At 37.4% G+C, this 20,005-nt stretch carries 20 protein-coding genes and 5 pseudogenes; 12 read left to right on the top strand and 13 right to left on the bottom strand.

Annotated elements, in window-relative coordinates:
• Window positions 1–97: 97 nt before the first annotated feature.
• Entirely contained in the window at window positions 98–454 is a 357-nt protein-coding gene (locus ACLKMH_RS02490; RefSeq protein ID WP_413700739.1) for a glutaredoxin family protein, read from the bottom strand.
• 88 nt (window positions 455–542) lie between these two features.
• Here ACLKMH_RS02490 and ACLKMH_RS02485 point away from each other — a divergent pair, with 88 nt between their 5' ends.
• The gene (locus ACLKMH_RS02485; protein ID WP_413700738.1) at window positions 543–704 is read left to right on the top strand and encodes a DUF1289 domain-containing protein; all 162 of its coding nucleotides are present in this window, start codon (window positions 543–545) and stop codon (window positions 702–704) included.
• A 53-nt stretch (window positions 705–757) separates the two neighbouring features.
• Here ACLKMH_RS02485 and ACLKMH_RS02480 read toward each other — a convergent pair whose 3' ends face one another.
• On the bottom strand, window positions 758–1,237 hold the full coding sequence (locus tag ACLKMH_RS02480) for a DUF523 domain-containing protein (protein ID WP_413700737.1): 480 nt from the start codon (window positions 1,235–1,237) through the stop codon (window positions 758–760).
• Between the two features lie 240 nt (window positions 1,238–1,477).
• On the opposite strand from ACLKMH_RS02480, the pseudogene nirB reads away from it, so the two are divergent.
• The 6 genes and pseudogenes from nirB (at window position 1,478) to ACLKMH_RS02450 (ending at window position 7,219) form a co-directional block, all read left to right on the top strand.
• Window positions 1,478–4,025, top strand: a pseudogene (gene nirB / locus ACLKMH_RS02475) (nitrite reductase large subunit NirB).
• Window positions 4,025–4,351 (top strand): nitrite reductase small subunit NirD, encoded by a 327-nt coding sequence (gene nirD, locus ACLKMH_RS02470; protein ID WP_413700736.1) that lies wholly within the window; start codon window positions 4,025–4,027, stop codon window positions 4,349–4,351. The pseudogene nirB and the gene nirD overlap by 1 nt, the downstream one beginning before the upstream one ends.
• A gap of 116 nt (window positions 4,352–4,467) precedes the next feature.
• Window positions 4,468–5,334: a formate/nitrite transporter family protein gene (locus tag ACLKMH_RS02465; RefSeq protein ID WP_413700735.1), complete on the top strand. Its 867-nt coding sequence runs from the start codon at window positions 4,468–4,470 to the stop codon at window positions 5,332–5,334.
• A 351-nt stretch (window positions 5,335–5,685) separates the two neighbouring features.
• Window positions 5,686–5,880 (top strand): annotated as a pseudogene (locus ACLKMH_RS02460) (EamA family transporter); the annotation flags it as partial.
• Window positions 5,881–6,369: a DMT family transporter gene (locus tag ACLKMH_RS02455; protein ID WP_413702239.1), complete on the top strand. Its 489-nt coding sequence runs from the start codon at window positions 5,881–5,883 to the stop codon at window positions 6,367–6,369.
• Between the two features lies 1 nt (window position 6,370).
• Window positions 6,371–7,219 (top strand): methylated-DNA--[protein]-cysteine S-methyltransferase, encoded by an 849-nt coding sequence (locus ACLKMH_RS02450; RefSeq protein ID WP_413700734.1) that lies wholly within the window; start codon window positions 6,371–6,373, stop codon window positions 7,217–7,219.
• 23 nt (window positions 7,220–7,242) lie between these two features.
• Here ACLKMH_RS02450 and ACLKMH_RS02445 read toward each other — a convergent pair whose 3' ends face one another.
• The 6 genes from ACLKMH_RS02445 to ACLKMH_RS02420 form a co-directional block, all read right to left on the bottom strand.
• Entirely contained in the window at window positions 7,243–7,665 is a 423-nt protein-coding gene (locus ACLKMH_RS02445) for a GNAT family acetyltransferase (RefSeq protein ID WP_413700733.1), read from the bottom strand.
• 150 nt (window positions 7,666–7,815) lie between these two features.
• Entirely contained in the window at window positions 7,816–8,265 is a 450-nt protein-coding gene (locus ACLKMH_RS02440) for a sodium:calcium antiporter (protein ID WP_413700732.1), read from the bottom strand.
• The gene (locus tag ACLKMH_RS02435) at window positions 8,183–8,806 is read right to left on the bottom strand and encodes a sodium:calcium antiporter (protein ID WP_413700731.1); all 624 of its coding nucleotides are present in this window, start codon (window positions 8,804–8,806) and stop codon (window positions 8,183–8,185) included. Before ACLKMH_RS02435 ends, ACLKMH_RS02440 begins: the two co-directional genes overlap by 83 nt.
• A gap of 212 nt (window positions 8,807–9,018) precedes the next feature.
• On the bottom strand, window positions 9,019–9,294 hold the full coding sequence (gene rpoZ, locus ACLKMH_RS02430; protein WP_413700730.1) for a DNA-directed RNA polymerase subunit omega: 276 nt from the start codon (window positions 9,292–9,294) through the stop codon (window positions 9,019–9,021).
• A 72-nt stretch (window positions 9,295–9,366) separates the two neighbouring features.
• Complete coding sequence (gmk, locus tag ACLKMH_RS02425; protein WP_413700729.1) at window positions 9,367–9,990, bottom strand: guanylate kinase; 624 nt, start codon at window positions 9,988–9,990, stop codon at window positions 9,367–9,369.
• Between the two features lie 84 nt (window positions 9,991–10,074).
• Window positions 10,075–11,031, bottom strand: a complete 957-nt coding sequence (locus ACLKMH_RS02420; RefSeq protein ID WP_413700728.1) for a phosphotransferase enzyme family protein — start codon at window positions 11,029–11,031, stop codon at window positions 10,075–10,077.
• A gap of 56 nt (window positions 11,032–11,087) precedes the next feature.
• Here ACLKMH_RS02420 and ACLKMH_RS02415 point away from each other — a divergent pair, with 56 nt between their 5' ends.
• Window positions 11,088–11,690, top strand: coding sequence for an ACP phosphodiesterase (locus ACLKMH_RS02415; protein ID WP_413700727.1), 603 nt, complete (start codon window positions 11,088–11,090; stop codon window positions 11,688–11,690).
• Between the two features lie 37 nt (window positions 11,691–11,727).
• On the opposite strand, the pseudogene ACLKMH_RS02410 reads toward ACLKMH_RS02415, so the two are convergent.
• A pseudogene (locus tag ACLKMH_RS02410) lies at window positions 11,728–12,295 on the bottom strand (phosphoribosyltransferase).
• 145 nt (window positions 12,296–12,440) lie between these two features.
• Here ACLKMH_RS02410 and ACLKMH_RS02405 point away from each other — a divergent pair.
• A complete protein-coding gene (locus ACLKMH_RS02405) occupies window positions 12,441–13,118 on the top strand; it encodes a hypothetical protein (protein ID WP_413700726.1) in 678 nt (225 codons plus the stop codon).
• On the opposite strand, the gene ACLKMH_RS02400 is transcribed toward ACLKMH_RS02405, so the two are convergent.
• Entirely contained in the window at window positions 13,108–13,683 is a 576-nt protein-coding gene (locus ACLKMH_RS02400) for a TetR/AcrR family transcriptional regulator (RefSeq protein ID WP_413700725.1), read from the bottom strand. The two genes, ACLKMH_RS02405 and ACLKMH_RS02400, sit on opposite strands and share 11 nt — an antisense overlap.
• 126 nt (window positions 13,684–13,809) lie before the next feature.
• Between ACLKMH_RS02400 and ACLKMH_RS02395 the strand changes: the two genes are divergently transcribed.
• Window positions 13,810–14,715, top strand: a complete 906-nt coding sequence (locus ACLKMH_RS02395) for a Gfo/Idh/MocA family protein (RefSeq protein WP_413700724.1) — start codon at window positions 13,810–13,812, stop codon at window positions 14,713–14,715.
• Window positions 14,712–15,800, top strand: coding sequence for a hypothetical protein (locus ACLKMH_RS02390; protein WP_413700723.1), 1,089 nt, complete (start codon window positions 14,712–14,714; stop codon window positions 15,798–15,800). The genes ACLKMH_RS02395 and ACLKMH_RS02390 overlap by 4 nt, the downstream gene beginning before the upstream one ends.
• Window positions 15,801–15,844: 44 nt before the next feature.
• Here the strand turns inward: ACLKMH_RS02390 and pckA are convergent.
• The 3 genes and pseudogenes from pckA to hslR form a co-directional block, all read right to left on the bottom strand.
• Window positions 15,845–17,468 (bottom strand): annotated as a pseudogene (gene pckA, locus ACLKMH_RS02385) (phosphoenolpyruvate carboxykinase (ATP)).
• Window positions 17,469–17,644: 176 nt separating this feature from the next.
• Entirely contained in the window at window positions 17,645–18,508 is an 864-nt protein-coding gene (hslO, locus tag ACLKMH_RS02380; RefSeq protein ID WP_413702238.1) for an Hsp33 family molecular chaperone HslO, read from the bottom strand.
• Between the two features lie 11 nt (window positions 18,509–18,519).
• A pseudogene (gene hslR, locus ACLKMH_RS02375) lies at window positions 18,520–18,937 on the bottom strand (ribosome-associated heat shock protein Hsp15).
• 193 nt (window positions 18,938–19,130) lie between these two features.
• Between hslR and gspC the strand changes: the two are divergent.
• Window positions 19,131–20,000 carry a type II secretion system protein GspC gene (gene gspC, locus ACLKMH_RS02370; protein WP_413700722.1) on the top strand — a complete coding sequence of 290 codons (870 nt, stop codon included), beginning with the start codon at window positions 19,131–19,133 and terminating at the stop codon, window positions 19,998–20,000.
• The last annotated feature ends 5 nt before the right edge of the window (window positions 20,001–20,005 follow it).

Here is a 20,005-nt window from a genome sequence, read left to right as displayed (position 1 = left end):
TATCTTCCTATGATTTTGGTGTTTGCCTCAGAAGCTATTTTACATCTATTTCAGTATATTCAACCTTTGTCTTTTTTCTTGAGTTCGCATTACTTGATTATACAAAGCGCTCATTTAAGTAGTTATTAATATTTGCAGACTCATACATCCAGGTTACTTGATTATTTTCTTCAATTCGTAGGCAAGGTACTTGTACTTTTCCACCCTGTGCTAATAGTTCAGCTTTGTTGCTTTCTTGTTTAGCATCAACCGTGGTAATGTTTAATCCGTTACGACGAATGGTTCTTCTTACTTTAACGCAGAATGGGCAAGCTTGGTATTGGTACAGCTGTAATGATTTAGTTTGTGCATCAATAACAGCCTGTGCCTGATTATCTCGTTTTAGTTTTTTAGGGCTAAAGATAAAGTTAAGCAATAAAATAATGCGACCTAAAATCCAACGTATAATAAACATATGAGTTCTCTCTATTTTTGTTAAAAAATGTAACGCAGAGTGTAACGGAAGTTATACTGACATATCAATTTCTTTATAGGGGATAAAAATGAATAAGATAGAAAGTCCTTGTGTAGGGAAGTGTCGCTTAGACGATAAAGATATCTGTCTTGGCTGTTTGCGCAGTTTAGATGAAATCAAGGAATGGAGTGAAGCCAGTAACTCTAGAAAGGAAGAAATATTAATACGCATTAAACAGTGCTCTGAATAAGGAATAGTGGGGCTGATCCCTTTAATCGTTTTATAACGTTATACAAACTCCGTTTATTGTCCGATGCTGAGGTTAAGCAGATCTTCTACTGCTTGTAATTGAAATTGGTTAAACACCAAAATATCATTGTCGCGTAATAATTTGGTTGTCATACCCTGCCCATCAATAATCTGTCGAGAAAAACTGCCATCGTATATTTCACTGCTACCGCAGGAAGGACTTCGCTCGGTTAAAATAGCAATTTTAATGTCATGTTTTAAAGCGAGTGTAAGCGTTTTTTGAGCGCCTTCCTGAAATGCATCGGTAACTTTTTCACCTTGAGCTGTTTCAATATTACCATTGATCATTATTTCTGCCGCAGGGCGAGGTGTCGGTAAGCCCCCTAATACTTCAGGGCAAGCTGGTAGCACAATGCCTTGCTGTATCCATTTTTCAAGCAAAACATGCTGGCATTTTTTAATCTTTGCATCATATCTTACCCTTTGTCCTAGTAGGCAGGCACTGATTAAAATTTTGTAACAATTTACTTTCACTTTTACGCCTTATTGTTGGTTAAATGTAATTTTAATACGTCAGTTTGTTTCTGTATTGTAATTTTTGTTGCAAAACATAGTGTTTTTTCAGATTTAAAATACTATTGTATGATGAATGTAGCTGTTTTTGCTAGCTTTTTGTTGTATTTGTGTAACTAAAGTTGATGTTTATCAATGTTGCTTAATTACACTTTGGTAATCTTGCGTCGATTAAATTACATAATTACTCGCGAGGAAACAATGAGCAAACAAAAACTAGTAATCATCGGTAATGGCATGGTTGGCCATCGCTTTATCGAAGACTTTGTTGAAAAAGCTGATCTAACACAATTTGAAATAACAGCATTTTGTGAAGAACCTCGCGTTGCTTATGATCGTGTTCATCTTTCCTCGTACTTTTCACATCATACCGCAGATGAACTTTCTTTAGTAAAAGAAGGTTTTTACGAAAAACATAATATTAACGTATTAATTGGTGAACGTGCTTTAACCATTAATCGACAAGAAAAAGTCATTCACTCACAAACTGGTCGCGCCGTTTATTACGACAAATTAGTGATGGCAACAGGATCATATCCTTGGGTTCCTTCTATTAAAGGTAATGAAAGTAAAGACTGTTTCGTTTACCGCACCATTGAAGATTTAAATGCCATAGAAACAGTCGCTAGACGTAGTAAAAAAGGCGTCGTTGTTGGTGGTGGTTTACTTGGTTTAGAAGCCGCTGGTGCATTGAAAGCATTAGGTGTAGAAACACATGTTATCGAGTTTGCACCTGTGTTGATGGCTGAGCAATTAGACCAGCAAGGCGGGCAAATGCTTCGTAATAAAATCGAAAGCATAGGTGTTAATGTTCATACGGGGAAAAATACCCAAGAAATTATTGTGGGCGGTGACTCTGCACGTAATACAATGAAATTTGCCGATGGGACTGAACTAGAAATTGACTTTATTGTTTTCTCTACCGGTGTTCGCCCGCAGGATAAATTAGGTAAACAATGTGGTTTAGCAACAGCGCCTCGTGGTGGTATCAGTATTGATAATAACTGTAAAACCTCAGATGCAGATATTTATGCGATTGGTGAGTGTGCCTCTTGGAATGAAAAATTCTTTGGTTTAGTTGCACCGGGTTACAACATGGCAAAGGTTGCTGTTGATAATATCCTAGGCCGTGACAATGAGTTCACTGGTGCCGATATGAGCGCTAAATTGAAACTATTAGGTGTTGATGTGGGCAGTATTGGTGATGCTAATGGTCGTACTCCTAATTGCAAAAGTTATGTTTATGTGGATGAAAACAGCTCTGTCTACAAACGTATTATTGTTTCCGAAGATGGCAAACAGCTGTTAGGCGCCGTGCTGGTGGGTGATACAGAAAGCTATAGCGATTTATTACAATATAAATTAAATGCTATCGAGTCGCCTAAGCACCCTGATGCCTTAATTTTACCTTCTCATGCTGGTGGTGAAAAAGTAGGACTAGGTGTTGATGCCCTACCTGCAACAGCGCAAGTTTGTTCGTGTTTTGATGTTAAAAAATCCGATATTGCAGATGCTGTTGCCGCCGGTCATACCACTATTGGGGCCATTAAAATGGAAACCGGCGCAGGAACTGGTTGTGGCGGTTGTGTTCCATTGATTACTCAAGTATTAAATTCAGAATTAGCGAAGCAGGGGATTGAAGTTAAAAATCATCTTTGTGAGCATTTTGAATATTCTCGCCAAGGGCTATTTCACCTTATTCGTGTTGAAGGTATTAAAACCTTTAAAGAGTTGCTCAATAAATACGGAAAAGGCTACGGCTGTGAAGTGTGTAAACCTACTGTAGGATCGATTTTAGCGTCTTGCTGGGGCGAGCATGTTTTAACAAAAGAACATAATGGCTTACAGGATACTAATGATATTTTCCTTGGCAATATGCAAAAAGACGGTACTTATTCTGTGATTCCACGTATGGCTGGTGGTGAAGTAACACCTAAAGGGTTAGCGGTAGTTGCTAGTGTTGCGCAGACAATACGACTTATATACAAAAATTACAGGTGCACAACGTATTGGTTTATTTGGTGCGCATAAATCTGATTTACCAGATATTTGGAAACAGCTTCTAGATGCTGGTTTTGAAACAGGTCAAGCATACGCTAAAGCGCTACGTATGGTGAAAACTTGTGTAGGCAGTACTTGGTGTCGTTTTGGTGTGCAGGATAGTGTTGGTCTCGGTGTGGAATTAGAGAATCGATATAAAGGTTTACGTACGCCACACAAAATGAAGTTTGGTGTTTCTGGTTGTACCCGTGAGTGTGCTGAAGCGCAGGGTAAAGATGTGGGAATTATCGCAACGGACTCTGGTTGGAATTTATATGTTTGTGGTAATGGTGGAATGAAACCTCGCCATGCTTCATTACTTGCTTCTGACTTAGATAAAGCAACACTTATTAAGTATTTAGATCGCTTCATGATGTTTTATGTGCGCACTGCCGATAAGTTAACACGTACTTCTGTTTGGCTAGAAAATTTAGAGGGTGGCATTGAGTATGTTCAACAAGTGGTGATGAAAGATAAATTAGGTATCAATGCACAGCTTGAAAAAGAAATGGCCGAATCTATTAATAATTTCCACTGTGAGTGGGCAACTACCTTAAAAGATACAGAACAATTGCAACGCTTTGCACATTTTATTAACAGCGATGCGCAGGACGATAATGTTATTTTTACACCTGAACGTGGTCAAAAACGTCCCGCATTTTTGCAAGAGAAAGTCCCTACCTACAAAATTAGCCTGGAGGAAGCGTAATGAGTCAGTGGATAACAGTATGTGATTTAGAAAAGATTTTCCCAGCAACAGGCATTTGTGCATTAGTGGATGGTAAACAAGTGGCAATTTTTAGGCCTAGCGAAGAAAGTCAGGTTTATGCACTTAATAATATGGACCCATTTGCACACTCAAATGTGTTATCTCGCGGTGTTATTTGTGAGCACCAAGAGCAGTTATGGGTTGCTTCACCATTGAAAAAACAACGCTTTAATCTTAAAGATGGCTCATGTTTGGAAAATAGCGAAGTTTCAGTGGATGTTTATAACGTTCGTGTTGCAGATGGAAAAGTAGAAGTTCAACTATAAAACACAGAGATTTAATAGCTTAAATGTTTCCTAGCTTGTTGATTAAATTAATTTGCTAGGAAGCCTTTCACTATTCAATTTTAACTTTCTTAAACTTTAACTATAGGGACAATATTATGTCTTACATTAAACCTGCCGACTTCGTACAAACCATGATCGATGCTGGCGAAGCTAAAACCAAAACTAGCACTGCAGACCTCATATTACGTGGCACCATGGCCGGTATTATTTTATCGTTGGCGGTTGTGGTTGCTATCACCGCTATCGTACAAACTGGCATTGGCCTAGTGGGGGCGCTTGTCTTCCCTGTTGGTTTTTGTATTTTAAGTTTGATGGGCTACGACTTAGTGACTGGTGCTTTTGGCTTAGCACCATTAGCTAAACTTGATAACCGAGCTGGTGTGACATGGTCAAGCATTTTCCGTTGCTGGGGACTGATTGGCTTAGGTAACTTAATTGGTTCATTAATTGTGGCTTATTTAGCTACTGTTTCACTGACTATGAATTTCTCAATTGACCCAAATGCCGTGGCACAGAAATTTATTGCTGTATCAACAGCTCGTACGGTTGGTTTTGAAAACCTTGGCATGGATGGTTGGATCACTTGTTTTGTGCGCGCAATTCTTTGTAACCTGATGGTATGTTTAGGTGTGATCGGTGGTATGACATCACGTACGGTTGCCGGAAAAGTAGTCGCCATGTGGTTCCCTATCTTTATCTTCTTTGCATTAGTTTTTGAACATACAGTTGTTAACATGTTCCTTTTCCCACTTGGAATGATTTTAGGTGCTGACTTTGGTATTGCGACTTGGTTAAACTTCAACTTGATCCCTACAATCCTAGGTAACATTGTTGGTGGTTTAGTGTTTACTGCTATCCCTCTTTACTTAACACACAAAAAGAATTCAGCAGCAGTTAATGCAAAAGTTGAAACACAAGCAACTAATGAAAGCTTCACAGAAGCCGCATTAAACGCAAAATAAGCCTTTAATCTAATCACGAATTTTAGCCTAGTGTTTAACACTGGGCTTTTTTGTTTGCCTGCTATAAAAGTGAATTGCGCAACAATCGGGTTGAGTAATCTGAGTGCATGCCCCACAATCACATTTCATTTAAATTGATTAAGGAAAAAACCAATGGGATTAGCCAGCTTTATACGACTAATAGTACTTGCCGCTATTTGGGGGGATCCTTTTATTCATGCGTATTGCCGCTACACCACTTGGCCCAATTGCACTGATTGAAGGGAGAGTTTTATTTGTCGCTATTACCTTATTGATTATTTCCTGGATTATTAAAAAAAGCTACCTTTAACAGGAAATACAAAACATTTTTTTATACTGGGATTATTTAATACTGCTATTCCTTTCTTATTTTTTGCCTATGCCGCACAAACTTTAAATGCCTCTTCGTTATCCGTTATTAATGCCACCGCGCCAATTTGGGGAGCACTTATTGCAACGCTCGTTTATAAAAATAAACTGACTCTACAGATTATTCTGGGACTAATTTCTGGCGTGATCGGGGTGATGTTACTTGTAGGTTGGCAAGCCTTTGAAATCGGTAGTGAAGCGATTGTGCCTATATTAGCCGCTGTGTTAGTCGCCTTTAGTTATGGCATTGCGACAAATTATGCGAAAACCGCGCCTAAAGTTGAAGCTTATGCTAATGCCCATGGCAGTATGTGGGTCGCTGTGGTCATTGTTTTGCCATTAATGGTTTTTTTCCCAATCAGAGAAACACCGAGTGTTGATATTAGTATTGCTGTTATTTTACTTGGAGTTGTATGCACCGGGCTTGCCTATTTATTGTATTTTCGTTTAGTGGCAGATGTTGGGCCAGCCTCCGCGCTATCGGTTACTTTTATTATTCCAATTTTTGGTATTTTATGGGGTTATTTATTCTTAGGTGAAGAGATTGGTTTTAATACCTTGTTTGGTTCTGTGTTGGTCATTACAGGGACTATGTTAGTGACTGGATTTAGCCCACGCGTATTATTCAAAAGTAGAGTGGCTTAGGATGGATGAATTACAAGATTATCAAGATAAGGATCAGCATTATCAATTGGTTGCCCGTGCTATAGAATTTATTCATGCACGACAAGCAGAACAACCTACCTTAACAGAAATCGCTAATGCAGTTTCTATGAGTGAGTTACATTTACAACGTGTTTTTTCAAAGTGGGCGGGTATTTCTCCTAAACGTTTTTTACAGTTTTTAACCAAACAAGTGGCGTTAGATACGTTAAAACACAGTGATAATATACTTGATGCTAGCTTGTCTGCTGGTTTATCTGGGACAGGGCGTCTACATGATTTAATGGTCAGCTGTGAAGCCATGACACCAGGTGAAATAAAATTAGCTGGTTTAGGTATGGTGATTGAATATGCGTTGATAAATACTCCCTTTGGTGAAGGGCTACTTGCTTGGACAAGCCGTGGTATTTGTTATTTGCAGTTCGTGGATCAACAATTGCAGATCCTCAAAGATGACTTATTTGCACAGTGGCCTAACGCACAGTTTATTGAGAACCAACAACAGGGAAATAAACTTAGTGAACAAATATTTTCAAGCTCAGCTGAAAAAGATAAATTACATCTGTTAATTAAGGGGACTAACTTTCAAGTAAAAGTATGGGAAGCGATGTTAACCAGTATGGATGGTCAGCTATTTTCCTATGCTCAGGTATCAAAGGCGATTGGCAGTCCAAAGGCTTCAAGAGCGGTTGGCAGTGCATTGGGTAAGAATCGTATTGCCTATTTAATCCCTTGTCATCGAGTTATTAAAAATACAGGTGTGTTATCCCATTACCGCTGGGGAGTGACCAGAAAAGCGACTTATACAGGTTTGGGAAAAATCCAAAAATGATAAATCGATGTTTTAGTGCTTAATTAACGTTGAAGGTCGGTAAATTTTCCCATGCTAATACGTTCTTCCACTGAAAATCCAAGTGATTGATAAAACTGTATCACTTGTGGATTAGTTTGAAGTATTTGCAGGTTTACTTTGGCACAACCTTTTTGATTAAGCTGTTTAATCGCATGTTTAATAAGTTTAGAGCCTATTCCGGTGCGACGCAGTTTCGGAGAAACCGCGACTGAATATAACCAACCTCTATGACCATCATAACCTGCCATACAACTACCAATAATTTGCTCTGACTTTTCAGCAATAAAAATTAAATTATCTACTTTTAGCTTTTCAGCTAAGACTAAAGTTGGCTCATTATGGGGGGCAGGATCTGGAAAAGAAGTCTGCCAAAGCTTGATCAGAGAATCTTTATCATGAGGTTTATATTTTCGTATAATAATCATTATCAGCCTTCTTCATAGATAAATATTAAATAAATATTAAACATTTAATTAATGATAGACAGTTTTATTATAATCTCTAGTTTGATTCTAAAAAAAAGCGCCAAAGCAAAATGCTTTAGCGCCTTCTTATTGGTGAGTCTTCTATAAAGATTAAACTGTTGCAGAAACTAAGTCTGTGTACAACCAAATCATATAAGAAATATATCCGACTAATAATAAACCACCTTCGAAGCGACTTAAAATCCCAGTTTTACCTTTACGCCATGCAATTGAAAAAATGATTAGCGCAAGTGTAAGAGCAATCATGACGGGGTAATCACGCGTTAGCACTTCATAGTCAAAGGTATCAGGATGAATCAAACCAGGTAATGCCATTACACCTAAAATATTAAACATATTTGAGCCAATGATATTACCAACAGCAAGGTCAAATTCTTTTTTACGAGCAACTGCAATTGTGGTCGCTAATTCAGGTAGGCTAGTACCAATAGCAACAATGGTTAAACCAATAATAAGATCACTGACTTGGAAATAAACAGCAACCTCTACTGCACCCCAAACTAAGATTCGAGAGGAAGCTATTAATAGTACTGCACCCACAATCAACCATTTTAAAGCAGCCGCCTTTGCTGATTTCCTCTGGCATTTCATCGAGTATTTCTTGCGGTAATTCATCATCACCATGGCTTTGAGCTTCCCATATGGTATAAGCTAACATAGCAAACATCAGTAGAATTAAAAGTAAACCATTCAAGAAGCTTAAATGTTGATCCCAAAGCAGAAAATAACTTAATGCCATAATCGCGAGTAGTACTGGCATTTCGCGTTTAAGTAATTTTGAATGAATGTGTAGAGGGTAAAATATCGCGGTAATACCTAGCATTAAACCTATGTTAGTAATGTTCGATCCAATCGCATTACCAATAGATAAACCCGTATTTCCATCAATGGTCGCCATTGAAGAGACAAGCATTTCGGGAGCAGATGTCCCTAAGCCAACAATAACAACCCCAACAATAAGGGGAGAAATTGAAAAACTACGTGCCGTGTTAGAAGCACCAAGTACAAATTTATCTGCACTCCATAAAAGCAAAGCAAAACCGATAATAATCGCTATTGCGGGATATAATAAAGTTAGCACAATGATTCCTTTTTAATGCCAATAATAAATAGAGGATCTATTATACTGGTTTATCTCTTAAGAGTGGCAATTGTGCCACAAACAAAAGCAGTTTTCTGTCACAAAAATTAAATCATATATTAATACAATTAAAATAATTGCTATAAAAAAACGCCGAACATTTTCATGGTCGACGTTTAAAAGTTTTTTGATCAGTCGCTTACCTGAAAAAATTAACCACGACCTTCTGCAATTGCAGCAACAGCCGCTAATTCTGCGACTTGTTTCTCATGTCTTTCTTGGCGATCTTGAACATCCATCAATTCATTAGTAATTAAATTTTCTTCAATTTCACGTAAAGCTATGACGGTTGGTTTGTCATTTTCAGGGTCAACTAAAGGTGTTTTACCTCCAGTAGCAAGCTGACGTGCTCGACGAGTCGCCATTAAGATTAGATCAAAACGGTTACCAACTACATTTACTGCATCTTCAACGGTTACACGTGCCATTGTTGAACTCCAAAAGTTAATTACATAAAAACGGGCGCTTATTATACAAGCATAATAATGTTTGATCCAGCGCTACTTTAGCAAGTCTTCGATCATTCCTTGATACACAATTGATTGCTTCTTTTGTAGATTGCGTGTTGCACTTACAATACTTGATAATTCCTTACTCGCAAGCTCAAAGTTATCATTAATGATTAAATAATCATATTCATTGTAGTGTGACATTTCTGATTGTGCCTGTGACATACGTTTAGCAATAATTTCCTGACTGTCTTGACCTCGTTTATTAAGACGAGACTCTAATTCCTTACGACTTGGCGGAAGAATAAAAATTCCGACAGCTTCCGGCATCATTTGGCGAACCTGTTGGGCTCCTTGCCAATCGATATCTAAAAATATATCTGTACCCTGCTGTAATGCCTGTTCGATAGTGATGCGCGAAGTGCCATAATAGTTACCAAAGACTTCTGCCCATTCAAAAAAAGCATTTTCTTTTATCAGAGACTGGAAGTTTTCTACGTCAACAAAATGGTAATGCTCACCGTTGTTTTCACCGACACGTGGAGCTCTGGTTGTATGGGAAACAGAAACTTGCACATTCCATGTACGATCTTCAGCCAGTAATGCATTGATAAGGCTAGATTTTCCAGCACCGCTGGGAGCTGAGATGATATAAAGAGTGCCAAGCTGAGACATAGTTGTTATTCCTGAAAAAATTAAGACCAATATTATCGCTTATTTTTTTATTTATAACAGTATTTTTAGCCTTTCATTGTTACTTTAGTGAGGGATATTTTCTCTTAAAAATGCCATTTGGCGATCAAAGTAAGCATCATTTAACCAGCCTTTTGCGACAGCAATATCAATATGCAAACCCATTAGCCAAATTTGACGAACGGCAACAAGGTTATCTATTTGTTTTATATCTTGCTTATTTAAGGGGCGGTGCTGTTGGTAAGTTTTTAAAAATCGAACCCAGATAGCATCGTCTTTTTTATTTAATTTTAAAGCCCATTTAAAAATAGCCAAATCATAAACACGTAGCCCTATTGCACAGCAATCAAAATCAAAACTTATTAGTTGTGAACCATCATAGTGTGCATTTCCGCCGTGCATATCACCATGACAAAAACCAATGTCACTTGATTCATCAAGCATGCTTTGCAAGGTAAGTGTTAACGCTTTGGCACCATTCTTAATAAATTCCCAATCTTCCAAGCGATCAGCTAAGAATGGTTTTATACGTTGTAATGGCTCTGTAATAAGGTGTTTTACATCTAACTTAAAGCGTTTGTAAGTAGGTTTAAATTGTTCTGATAATAAGTGTATCTGTGTCATATGTTGAGCATAGACTTCAGCACTTTTTTGTTCTGTAAGAGTTAATTCTTGACCCTTTGCATAGCGTGTTAATATCGCATAGCGTATCCCTTCAGGTGCTGTTATTTGAACAATATGGTCGCCTGTATGTGTTGCAATCGGGTAAGCGATATCAGCACCCATTTTTTGCAAGTACAACAGTGCTTGTATTTCAAAGTTAATGGCCTCTATATCGCGCCATTGATGGCGATAGATTCTTAATAAAAAAGTCTCATTTTGGGTGCTTACTTTGTAGGAATCATTTAAACCTTGGCACCAGAATACACAGTGTTCTGCTTGCTCTATTTGAAACTGAGGAAGAATATTATCCAATAATGCCTGTGGGCTGGTGGCAGAATAACTGACTGGTAGAGTTAACATATGGTGCTCTTTGTAGTAATTTGTATTGATATTATCTTAACTTACGAGTCACTTAAATGAATTATCTTGCACATTTACATATTGCAGATCATACCCAAACCAGCTTGTTAGGTAATTTTTTAGGGGATTTTGTTAAGGGCAATCCTGATGGTTTATACAATGTAGATGTTGTAAAGGGGATCCGCTTACATCGTTTTGTTGATAGTTATACCGATAGCCATCCTTTAATTAAAACGGTTAAACCTTTATTTTCAAAAGAATTACGCCGTTTTTCCCCGATTAGTTTAGATATGTTCTGGGACCATTGTTTAGCTAAATATTGGTTAGATTTTCATGCTAATTCATTAGCTGATTTTTCAACACAGACACAAACACGAATAGCCAATGAATCATCCAGTCTAACACAAGCATTACCTACGAGATTTGAAAAAATATCAGAATTGGTTTGGCAGGGAAGATGGTTTGAACATTATGTAGATATTGAAAATATTGAGTTTGCATTACAACGTATTGCCTCTCGGAGCCCAAGAATGGCGCCACTAGCACAAACCTTTGATACATTAGGGACTCATTATGATCAATTATGTGATACGTTTTTTAAGCTTTATCCTGAGGTATTAGAAGCAACAAGGCTAGAAAGCAAAAAAGAGACTGTTTAGTCTCTTTTTTAATACTATCTGTTAAAGTAAGGTTTAACTATTTGTTATTAAACAGGTGTTTAATATTTTCAAAGTCAGTTTTTCCATTAACGATTTCTTCAATGTCTAAGCCAGAAACTTCGTGTGGAAATACTAACCACTCTTCTGATTCATGAATAAAGTAGTCAGGCACCATTTCTACCGCTTTATTTTTAGGCTTGTAATAAGGTGTTGCTATGCGCACATCACGTGGCATATTAAGGCGCATTAATTCAGTTAGTTTTTCCTTTAATGCAACAACACTTCGACCTGAATCGAACACATCATCAACGATTAATAAACCATCATCGGCATTTGCGTTCTCAATAATGTAATGTAAACCATGTACTTTAATGGTTTTACTTTGTTTACCAATGCCGTAATAAGAAGAGGTACGAACTAGCGATATGATCTGTTTCTACTTTTTTGTAATCAAAGTATTCCTGTACTGCGATCCCGATTGGTGCACCGCCACGCCAAATGCCGACAATAAATTGTGGACGAAAACCACTTTCATAAACTTGTGCCGCTAGACGAAATGAATCTTCGAGTAGCATTTTCGCGGTAATAAATACTTTGTCTGACATGGAGCCTCTCCTTTAAATTGTGGGCAAAGTTTAGACTAACGTCACAAAAATTCAATGACTAATATCAATCCATGTTAGCATTGAGGCGTAGGCCCGATTTTAGGGTAAACTAAGTGCTTATTATATTGCCTAATAAAGGAAATAAATGTCTTCCTCGCCACCTTATGATCGATTTGATCAAATACAATTAAAATTACAAAAAATACTGAATGAAACAGTAACTAATACTTTGTTAGAAAATCGTATTCCTGTGTCAGTTGCGGATAAGCTTGCTCGTCAAGTCACTGATAATTTTAATATTGTAGAGTTTTATGAAATTATAGAACAAAATATTCAAGACACCCGTTTTCCTAAGCAACGTGTTCTTGATAGAACTATCGTACATATGTTTGAGGTGTTATATCGCACCGTTAATATGCCGTTAGAGGGAAGAAAGGATATAGATAAAAAAGAGTTTTTTAGCATTGTACCGCGGGGTGAATGTTTAGATCTTTTTTTACAATTAGTTAAAGAATATTGCATGGGTGATGATGAAATAGAAAAATATACTCAGCAAATAGAACCTATGATTAAAGAAAATACAGAAGCGAATGTAATCGACTGGCAAGCGATTTATGATAGTGAAGCGTTTAAAGGTTATTTAGATGGGTTATTAAAATTAATTTTAAGTCGTTTACGAAAAGATCATAAACCTATTCCAGCTCTTGAAAATAAAATGCCACCTAAGTATCGCCCTTACCGTATTAACTCTTTTTTAAATCAAGTTTGTTTAATGTGGGAAAAAAGCAATCCTAAAATAGTAGAGGGTTTGTTTATCGTTTAAAGCGCAACAAACTCTCAACATAAGTCATTGCTTCTAATGCGCTATTTAAATTTCCATTTACTAAGGCTTGATTAATCGCTCCTTCTCTTAACAATAGGATAGCGTTGACTAGGAATTGATTCTTGTCTGGATTCTTTTCAAAGGAATCAACATGCATTTGTACAATCTGCTTTAGGGATGTCTTGTGATGCTGGCAGGTTTTATATATTAAAGTGGCGCTTTGCGCATATTCAGCGCAACAATTATTAAAATAATCTCCTCTAAAATTTCCTAAAACAGTGTCTCGGTTATTAATAAAGTCATCTAATGCTTCGAATATAATAAGTAATGCATCTTTACCTGTCTCTGCTTTTGTCAGTTTGTACTGCAGGTGATTTATTTCTAATTGATCGCGATAAATGAGTGTGGCAACTATCAGTTCATCTTTACTAACAAAATGGTTATAGAGTGTTTTTTTAGCAACCGAGGCGGTTTTGATAATTTCATTGATACCAACGGCGTGAATTCCATTATGGTAAAATAATGAAAAAGCGACTTCGATAATATGACGTTTTTTGATATTCATATAAGCTACCTCATTTTAAGTTATTAATCATAGAATACTTTGTCTACTTTGTATTTATTCTTTCTAGAGAAGCACCTAGAAAAGTGATCCACGTGGTTTGTATTTATAAAATAAGAAGGTCGTTATATGAAAATAGCCATGATTGGACTTGGTGATATTGCTCAAAAGGCTTATTTACCCATTTTGACTCAGTTAGACAATGTTGAGTTGCTATTGTGTACTCGTGATCAAAGTACGTTAACTCGGCTTGCTCAAAAATATCGAGTGAATAAGGTATATCAAGATTATCGACTGTTGCCAAAAGAGCAGGTTGATGCGGTAATGATCCACAGTAGTACAGTTTCGCATGTGATGATAGCATCTTATTTTTTACAACAAGGCATTGCGACCTTTGTTGATAAACCCCTTGCTGATAATGCCTTTGATTGTGAGAAGCTGTATGAGCTAGCAGAAAAACATAATACGCCTCTATATTTAGGATTTAATCGTCGCTTTATTCCGCTCTTTCAATCCCATATCAGAGAGCAAACATTATGCTCCTTACGATGGGAGAAAAATCGTTATAACTTACCATCTCAATTACGTACCTTTGTATTTGATGATTTTATTCACCCCTTAGATAGTGTCAATATTTATGCTAAAAATGACATAAAGGATGTTCATATTGTTAGCCAGTTTAAAGGACTGCAACTTGCACGTTTAGATATACAGTGGGAGCAATCGGGTACTTTATTACATGCCTCGATGAACCGTTTGCATGGAATAACAAACGAAGTTGTGTCCTTTAATTATGAAAATTGTAGTTATCAGTTTGATTCATTTATATCGGGACAGCGTTGGCAGTCAGAGCAACAAACGCAACTGAGGTTAGCGGACTGGACGCCTATGTTAACCAGTAAAGGTTTTGTCGCTATGATTGATGACTGGTTAGCTGTGATTGCAATAGGGAAAGTTGAAGCCGACATGATAAAACGTAATTTAGCTACTCATCAACTAGCCGAATCCATTTGCCAGAAAATAGGGAAATCATGATGCATCTCTGTTTTTCTATTACAGCTCACGGTAATGGTCATGGAGCGATCTCATGTGCGGTGATAAATCGTTTAATGACGCATTATCCAAAAGTTAAAATATCTGTGATGACTCGTTTATCAAGAGACTATATTGCCTCGCGTTTATCTGCAGACTTTGATTATTATCCATTAGGCTCAGATTTTGGCATGTTAATGCATTCGGCTATTGAGGTCGATATCGTTAATAGCCGAGATAAGTATCAACAGCTTTATGAGCGTTGGCAAGACGAAGTGGATAAGGAGAAACAACTCCTTAAAAAAATAAAGCCGGATATATTAATCAGTAATATTTCCCCGATTAGTTTAGATGCCGCCCATCAATTACATATAAAGACAGCTTCGGTTGCGCCATTTAATTGGGCACAAATTTATCAAGCTTATTGTTTAGATGGTCAGGAAAAGAGCCAAGCTGTTTTTCAGAAAATGCAATCAGTGTATCAAGCGACTAACCAAGTTTTTAAGCCTCTTCCCTTTGTTCCACTTGATGACGGACGAGAAATAGCTATTGCTAGCATTAATGACCAGCCAAAGGCTGATTTATCCTCTTTGTTAACTAGCTTGCCAAAGGGCACAACAAAAATTGGACTAGTTGCCTTAGGTGGCATGCCATTTCCGCTTGATTTACAGCATTGGCCTATTATAGATGGATTACATTGGTTGGTAGATCAGGATATACCGTCATCACGCTCAGATATCAGTCAAATTAATGAGTTATCACAATCTTTTTTACAACTGGTAGCCAGTTGTAATTTTATAATTACTAAGCCAGGTTATGGCACTTATTGTGAAATTGCGACCATTGCCAAGTATAAAAAGATTCGCGTAATGAGTTTGCTAAGGCCTGATTGGCCTGAAACGCCTTATTTAAACCGTTTTTTAACTGAGCGGGTGCCCTTTGTTGAAGTAGCAGAAAGACAGTTAACGGGAGACGCATTAAAAGAGGTGTTAGAAAAACTAATGTCTAAGGATTTTCCTGCGACGCTTCCCTGTGAAGATGGTGCGATGCAATTAATTGAACGGTTAGAAGGCCTAAAAGAGAGCTGAAAATAGTATAGCGCTCACTATATCAGTGAGCGCTATATATCAAGTTAAGCCATATCTTTACTGAACTGAGGGCCTGCACTTACAAGATCTTTACCCTGTTGTTTATCGGTGTAACGATCAAAGTTTTTAATGAATAGCTGAGCGAGTTCTTCCGCTTTTTCATTCCATTCTTGCTCTGTGCTATAAGTATCACGAGGATCAAGAATTTTGCTATCGACGTCATGCAAAGCAAGAGGCACTGTTAGGTTAAATAGTGGGATTTGTTTGGTTTCAGCCTGCTCTATTGAACCATCTAAAATTGCGTCAATAATGCCACGCGTATCTTGGATAGAAATACGTTTGCCTGAACCATTCCAACCTGTGTTAACTAGATAAGCTTCTGCACCACAGGCTTCCATGCGTTTAACAAGTTGTTCTGCATATTGTGTTGGGTGCAAACTTAAGAAAGTCTGCTCCAAAACATGCAGAAAATGTTGGAGTTGGCTCAGTGACACCAAGCTCAGTTCCAGCAAGTTTTGCAGTAAAACCTGATAGGAAATGATACTGAGTTTGTGCTTTAGTAAGTTTTGAAACCGGTGGTAATACACCAAAGGCATCTGCAGTTAAGAAAATAACTTTTTGTGCATGACCACCCTTTGAAATCGGTTTTACGATGTTATCAATATGATCTAGCGGGTAAGAAACACGTGCATTTTCAGTTTTACTTGCATCATCAAAATCAATCACGCCCTGTGCATCAACAACAACATTCTCAAGTAAAGCATCACGGCGGATAGCGCCATAAATATCGGGTTCAGCCTCTGGGCTTAAACGTATTGTTTTAGCGTAACAACCACCTTCGAAGTTAAACACACCATCATCATCCCAACCATGCTCGTCATCACCAATTAATGCACGTTTAGGATCCGTTGAAAGGGTGGTTTTACCTGTACCAGAAAGACCAAAGAAAATAGCTGTATCGCCAGCTTCTCCGACATTTGCAGAACAATGCATTGAAGCCATGCCATTAAGTGGTAATAGGTAGTTCATCACAGAGAACAGACCTTTTTTCATTTCACCACCGTACCAAGTACCACCAATAACTTGTACTTTTTCAGTAAGATTAAAAGCAACAAAGTTTTCAGAATTAAGCCCTTGAGATTGCCAATCAGGATTGACTGTTTTAGAGCCGTTCATCACTACAAAGTCTGGTTCAAAATCGACTAATTCTGCTTCGGTTGGACGGATGAACATATTTTTTACGAAATGCGCTTGCCATGCAACTTCCATAATAAAACGCACTTTCAGGCGAGAGCTCTCATTGGCACCACAATAAGCGTCGATAACAAATAGGCGTTTATTTGATAAACCATTACTAACGATATTTTTTAAATGCGCCCAAGTATCTTGGTCGATTGCTTTGTTGTCATTTTTACCTTGATCGCTCCACCAAATGGTATCGCGAGTGGTGTCATCTTTAACAATGTATTTGTCTTTTGGTGAGCGCCCAGTAAATATTCCTGTGTCAACTGCGACCGCACCGTTTTGAGTAAGCACACCTTTTTCATAGCCGACTAAATTATCAGCCATTTCTTCTGTAAAGAGTGTTTCAAAACTTGGGTTATAAATAACTTCAGAAACATCAGTAATACCGTATTGATTTAATGTATTTGTTGATAATGTAGCCATCGTGCATCCCTTTTAAATGATTGAATATATCAATATTTAGAGTAGGGGATTGTGAGCAAAATAGGTGGGATCTATGTCATAAAACAGATTAAAAAAACGTCACTAATGTAAACTAATTGCTCGCAAATTTGTTGCGACGCTTTTTTTGAACTTTATTATATAATACAATATGTTAATTAGTGCTGTTGACCATCATTGTCAGCAAGAAAAATTTGTAAATCACTTTCCTCAAAATAATAATCTTTAGCACAGTATTCGCAGTGCATCTCAATATGATTTTTCTCTTTTAAAATATCTAAAATCTCTTCTGGCGAGATTGAAGCAAGAGAAGATAAACAACGCTCTTTTGAACAGGTACATTTAAATGAAATGTTTTTTGTTTCAAGTAAGCGAACTTTTTCTTGGTGATATATTCTGTACAATAATTCTTCTTGGCTTAAAGCAAATAACTCTTCTGCTTTAACTGTTTTTGCCAAGGCAGAAACATGCTGGAAGTCTTCTTCATGATTTTCACTGGTTGCGGGTAAGGTTTGAATGAGTAATCCTGCCGCTTGTACATTATTGGTGATATCTGCGTGTAAAATAACGCAGGTAGGTAGTTGCTCTGATTGGTCAAAGTAATTTTCTAAACATTCGCTTAATGAATTATGGCTTAAGTCAACAATGCCCTGGTAACGTTCACCTTCTTCGGGTGTGATGGTAATGATCATATAACCTTTACCAACTAATTCAGAAAATGAAAGGCCTGATGTTTCACCCTCAATGCTAGCTGTTCCTCTAACTTGTAAGTCTTGATTGGCATTAATTACTGCCAATTTTACTGGACCATCACCCTGTAGTTGAACTGAAATCTTGCCTTTAAATTTAAGTATCGCTGTGAGTAATGATGTAGCGACTAATAATTCGCCCATCAAAGTGCCTACTTCAGGGCTGAAATCGTGATTGCTGATAATTTCTTTGAAACTATCATCTGCATTTGCTATTTCACCACGAATGGCAAAGTCATCAAAAAGGAAACGTTGTAGTTGGTCTGTCATTATTGTTATCTCTATTAGTCAAAATTCGCGTTGTTACGTTGAGCTTTTGCTTGTATCAACTCACGACGCTGTTTTTTATTTGGTTTTTTGTCTGGATGTGGTGCATTTTGTAAACTTAGTTTACGTAGTATCGAATATTCTTCGCGTTTTTTTACGCTCTCACCCGTTTCTTGATAAAGCGTTTCCGCAATAGGGGCTCCGCGACGTTGCTCCGATAAATTTTCAATGGTAATTTGTTTTGAAATATCACCTTGACGAATAGTCAACAAGGCGCCTAGTTCTACAATTTTACTCGCTTTGGCTCGTTGGCCGTTATAATGTACTTTTCCGCCGTTAATCATATCACGGGCAATACTACGAGTTTTATAGAAACGTGCCGCCTCACAACCATTTATCCAAACGAATTTTTTGAGTTGCTTGATTATCTGGCATAGGATCACTCACTTATTTGTTTAATTTATTTAATATTTTTTGCAATTAAAACTGAGTTATCAGGTCTAAATAGTCTACATCGGGCGGATTATACTCTATATTCGACATAATTCGCGCTATTTGCTTGTTGCTTTGTGCCACCTAAGGTAGCATAAAAAGTTCTTACGTTTGTATTAAAACAGGGTTGTTATCAGTGCCATTAGCTTCTTTTCTACAAAAAATACCAGCTGTTGTATTAGCGATTTTTATTGCTTTGTTGGCCTACCAATTTGCGCTGTTAACCTGGTCATTTGTACCTGAAGACAAACCAGCTTCGCAATGGAAACCGGCTATTGTAAAAAACAAACAATCCGCAAACAAGATTAACACGCAAAAAGTTGAAGGATTATTTGGACAGAAAGCAGAACAAAAGAAAGCTGTTGTTGCTGAAGTTGATATTAATGATGCCCCTAAAACACGTTTAAATTTAAAACTTGTTGGAGTTGTCGCTTCAACGGACCCACAATTCTCAAGCGTTATTATTGATAATAAAGGTAGACAAAACAGTTACTTTATTGACTCTGAAATTGAAGGAACGGATGCGGTTATTACTAAAATTTACCAAGATCGTACCATTTTAGATGTCAAGGGGTCTTATCAAACCCTGATGTTAGATGGCGTTGAGGGCTTAGATAAACAACAGCAAGCACATCAACGAAATAATCAAAGTGCCCGTCTAAATCAAGCTAAGTATGCAAGCGAATCCGATGTCAGAACGGTTAATTTAAATCGTCAAGAGTTACTCAAAAATCCTGCTAAATTAGGTGATTTTATCAGAATCTCACCAGTCAGAGAAAATGATCAAGTAAAAGGTTACCGTGTTAATCCAGGTAAAGATAAATCCATTTTTGAGGAGGCGGGTTTACAAAGTGGAGATTTAGCCGTTGAACTAAATGGTGTTGATTTAACAGATACGCAACAGGCATTTACATTAATGCAAGAGTTCCCAACCATGACTGACATGACTCTGTCGGTTGAACGTGACGGGCAATTACATGAATTGTATTTTAGTATCCCAGAATAAAATAA

Origin of the sequence: Psychromonas sp. KJ10-10, from assembly GCF_047323245.1 — a bacterium.
Taxonomy (GTDB): Bacteria; Pseudomonadota; Gammaproteobacteria; order Enterobacterales; family Psychromonadaceae; genus Psychromonas.
The sequence above is the reverse complement of the archived record's forward strand: the minus strand, read 5'-3'. Positions and strand labels throughout refer to the sequence as shown.

Coding starts and splice junctions, on each gene's coding strand:
- ACLKMH_RS02450 (WP_413700734.1), top strand. CDS start 6,371: ATGGATGAATTACAAGATTATCAAGATAAGGATCAGCATTATCAATTG.
- ACLKMH_RS02445 (WP_413700733.1), bottom strand. CDS start 7,665: ATGATTATTATACGAAAATATAAACCTCATGATAAAGATTCTCTGATC.
- ACLKMH_RS02455 (WP_413702239.1), top strand. CDS start 5,881: ATGTTACTTGTAGGTTGGCAAGCCTTTGAAATCGGTAGTGAAGCGATT.
- rpoZ (WP_413700730.1), bottom strand. CDS start 9,294: ATGGCACGTGTAACCGTTGAAGATGCAGTAAATGTAGTTGGTAACCGT.
- ACLKMH_RS02415 (WP_413700727.1), top strand. CDS start 11,088: ATGAATTATCTTGCACATTTACATATTGCAGATCATACCCAAACCAGC.
- ACLKMH_RS02395 (WP_413700724.1), top strand. CDS start 13,810: ATGAAAATAGCCATGATTGGACTTGGTGATATTGCTCAAAAGGCTTAT.
- ACLKMH_RS02400 (WP_413700725.1), bottom strand. CDS start 13,683: ATGAATATCAAAAAACGTCATATTATCGAAGTCGCTTTTTCATTATTT.
- ACLKMH_RS02490 (WP_413700739.1), bottom strand. CDS start 454: ATGTTTATTATACGTTGGATTTTAGGTCGCATTATTTTATTGCTTAAC.
- ACLKMH_RS02390 (WP_413700723.1), top strand. CDS start 14,712: ATGATGCATCTCTGTTTTTCTATTACAGCTCACGGTAATGGTCATGGA.
- ACLKMH_RS02405 (WP_413700726.1), top strand. CDS start 12,441: ATGTCTTCCTCGCCACCTTATGATCGATTTGATCAAATACAATTAAAA.
- gmk (WP_413700729.1), bottom strand. CDS start 9,990: ATGTCTCAGCTTGGCACTCTTTATATCATCTCAGCTCCCAGCGGTGCT.
- ACLKMH_RS02485 (WP_413700738.1), top strand. CDS start 543: ATGAATAAGATAGAAAGTCCTTGTGTAGGGAAGTGTCGCTTAGACGAT.
- nirD (WP_413700736.1), top strand. CDS start 4,025: ATGAGTCAGTGGATAACAGTATGTGATTTAGAAAAGATTTTCCCAGCA.
- ACLKMH_RS02465 (WP_413700735.1), top strand. CDS start 4,468: ATGTCTTACATTAAACCTGCCGACTTCGTACAAACCATGATCGATGCT.
- ACLKMH_RS02420 (WP_413700728.1), bottom strand. CDS start 11,031: ATGTTAACTCTACCAGTCAGTTATTCTGCCACCAGCCCACAGGCATTA.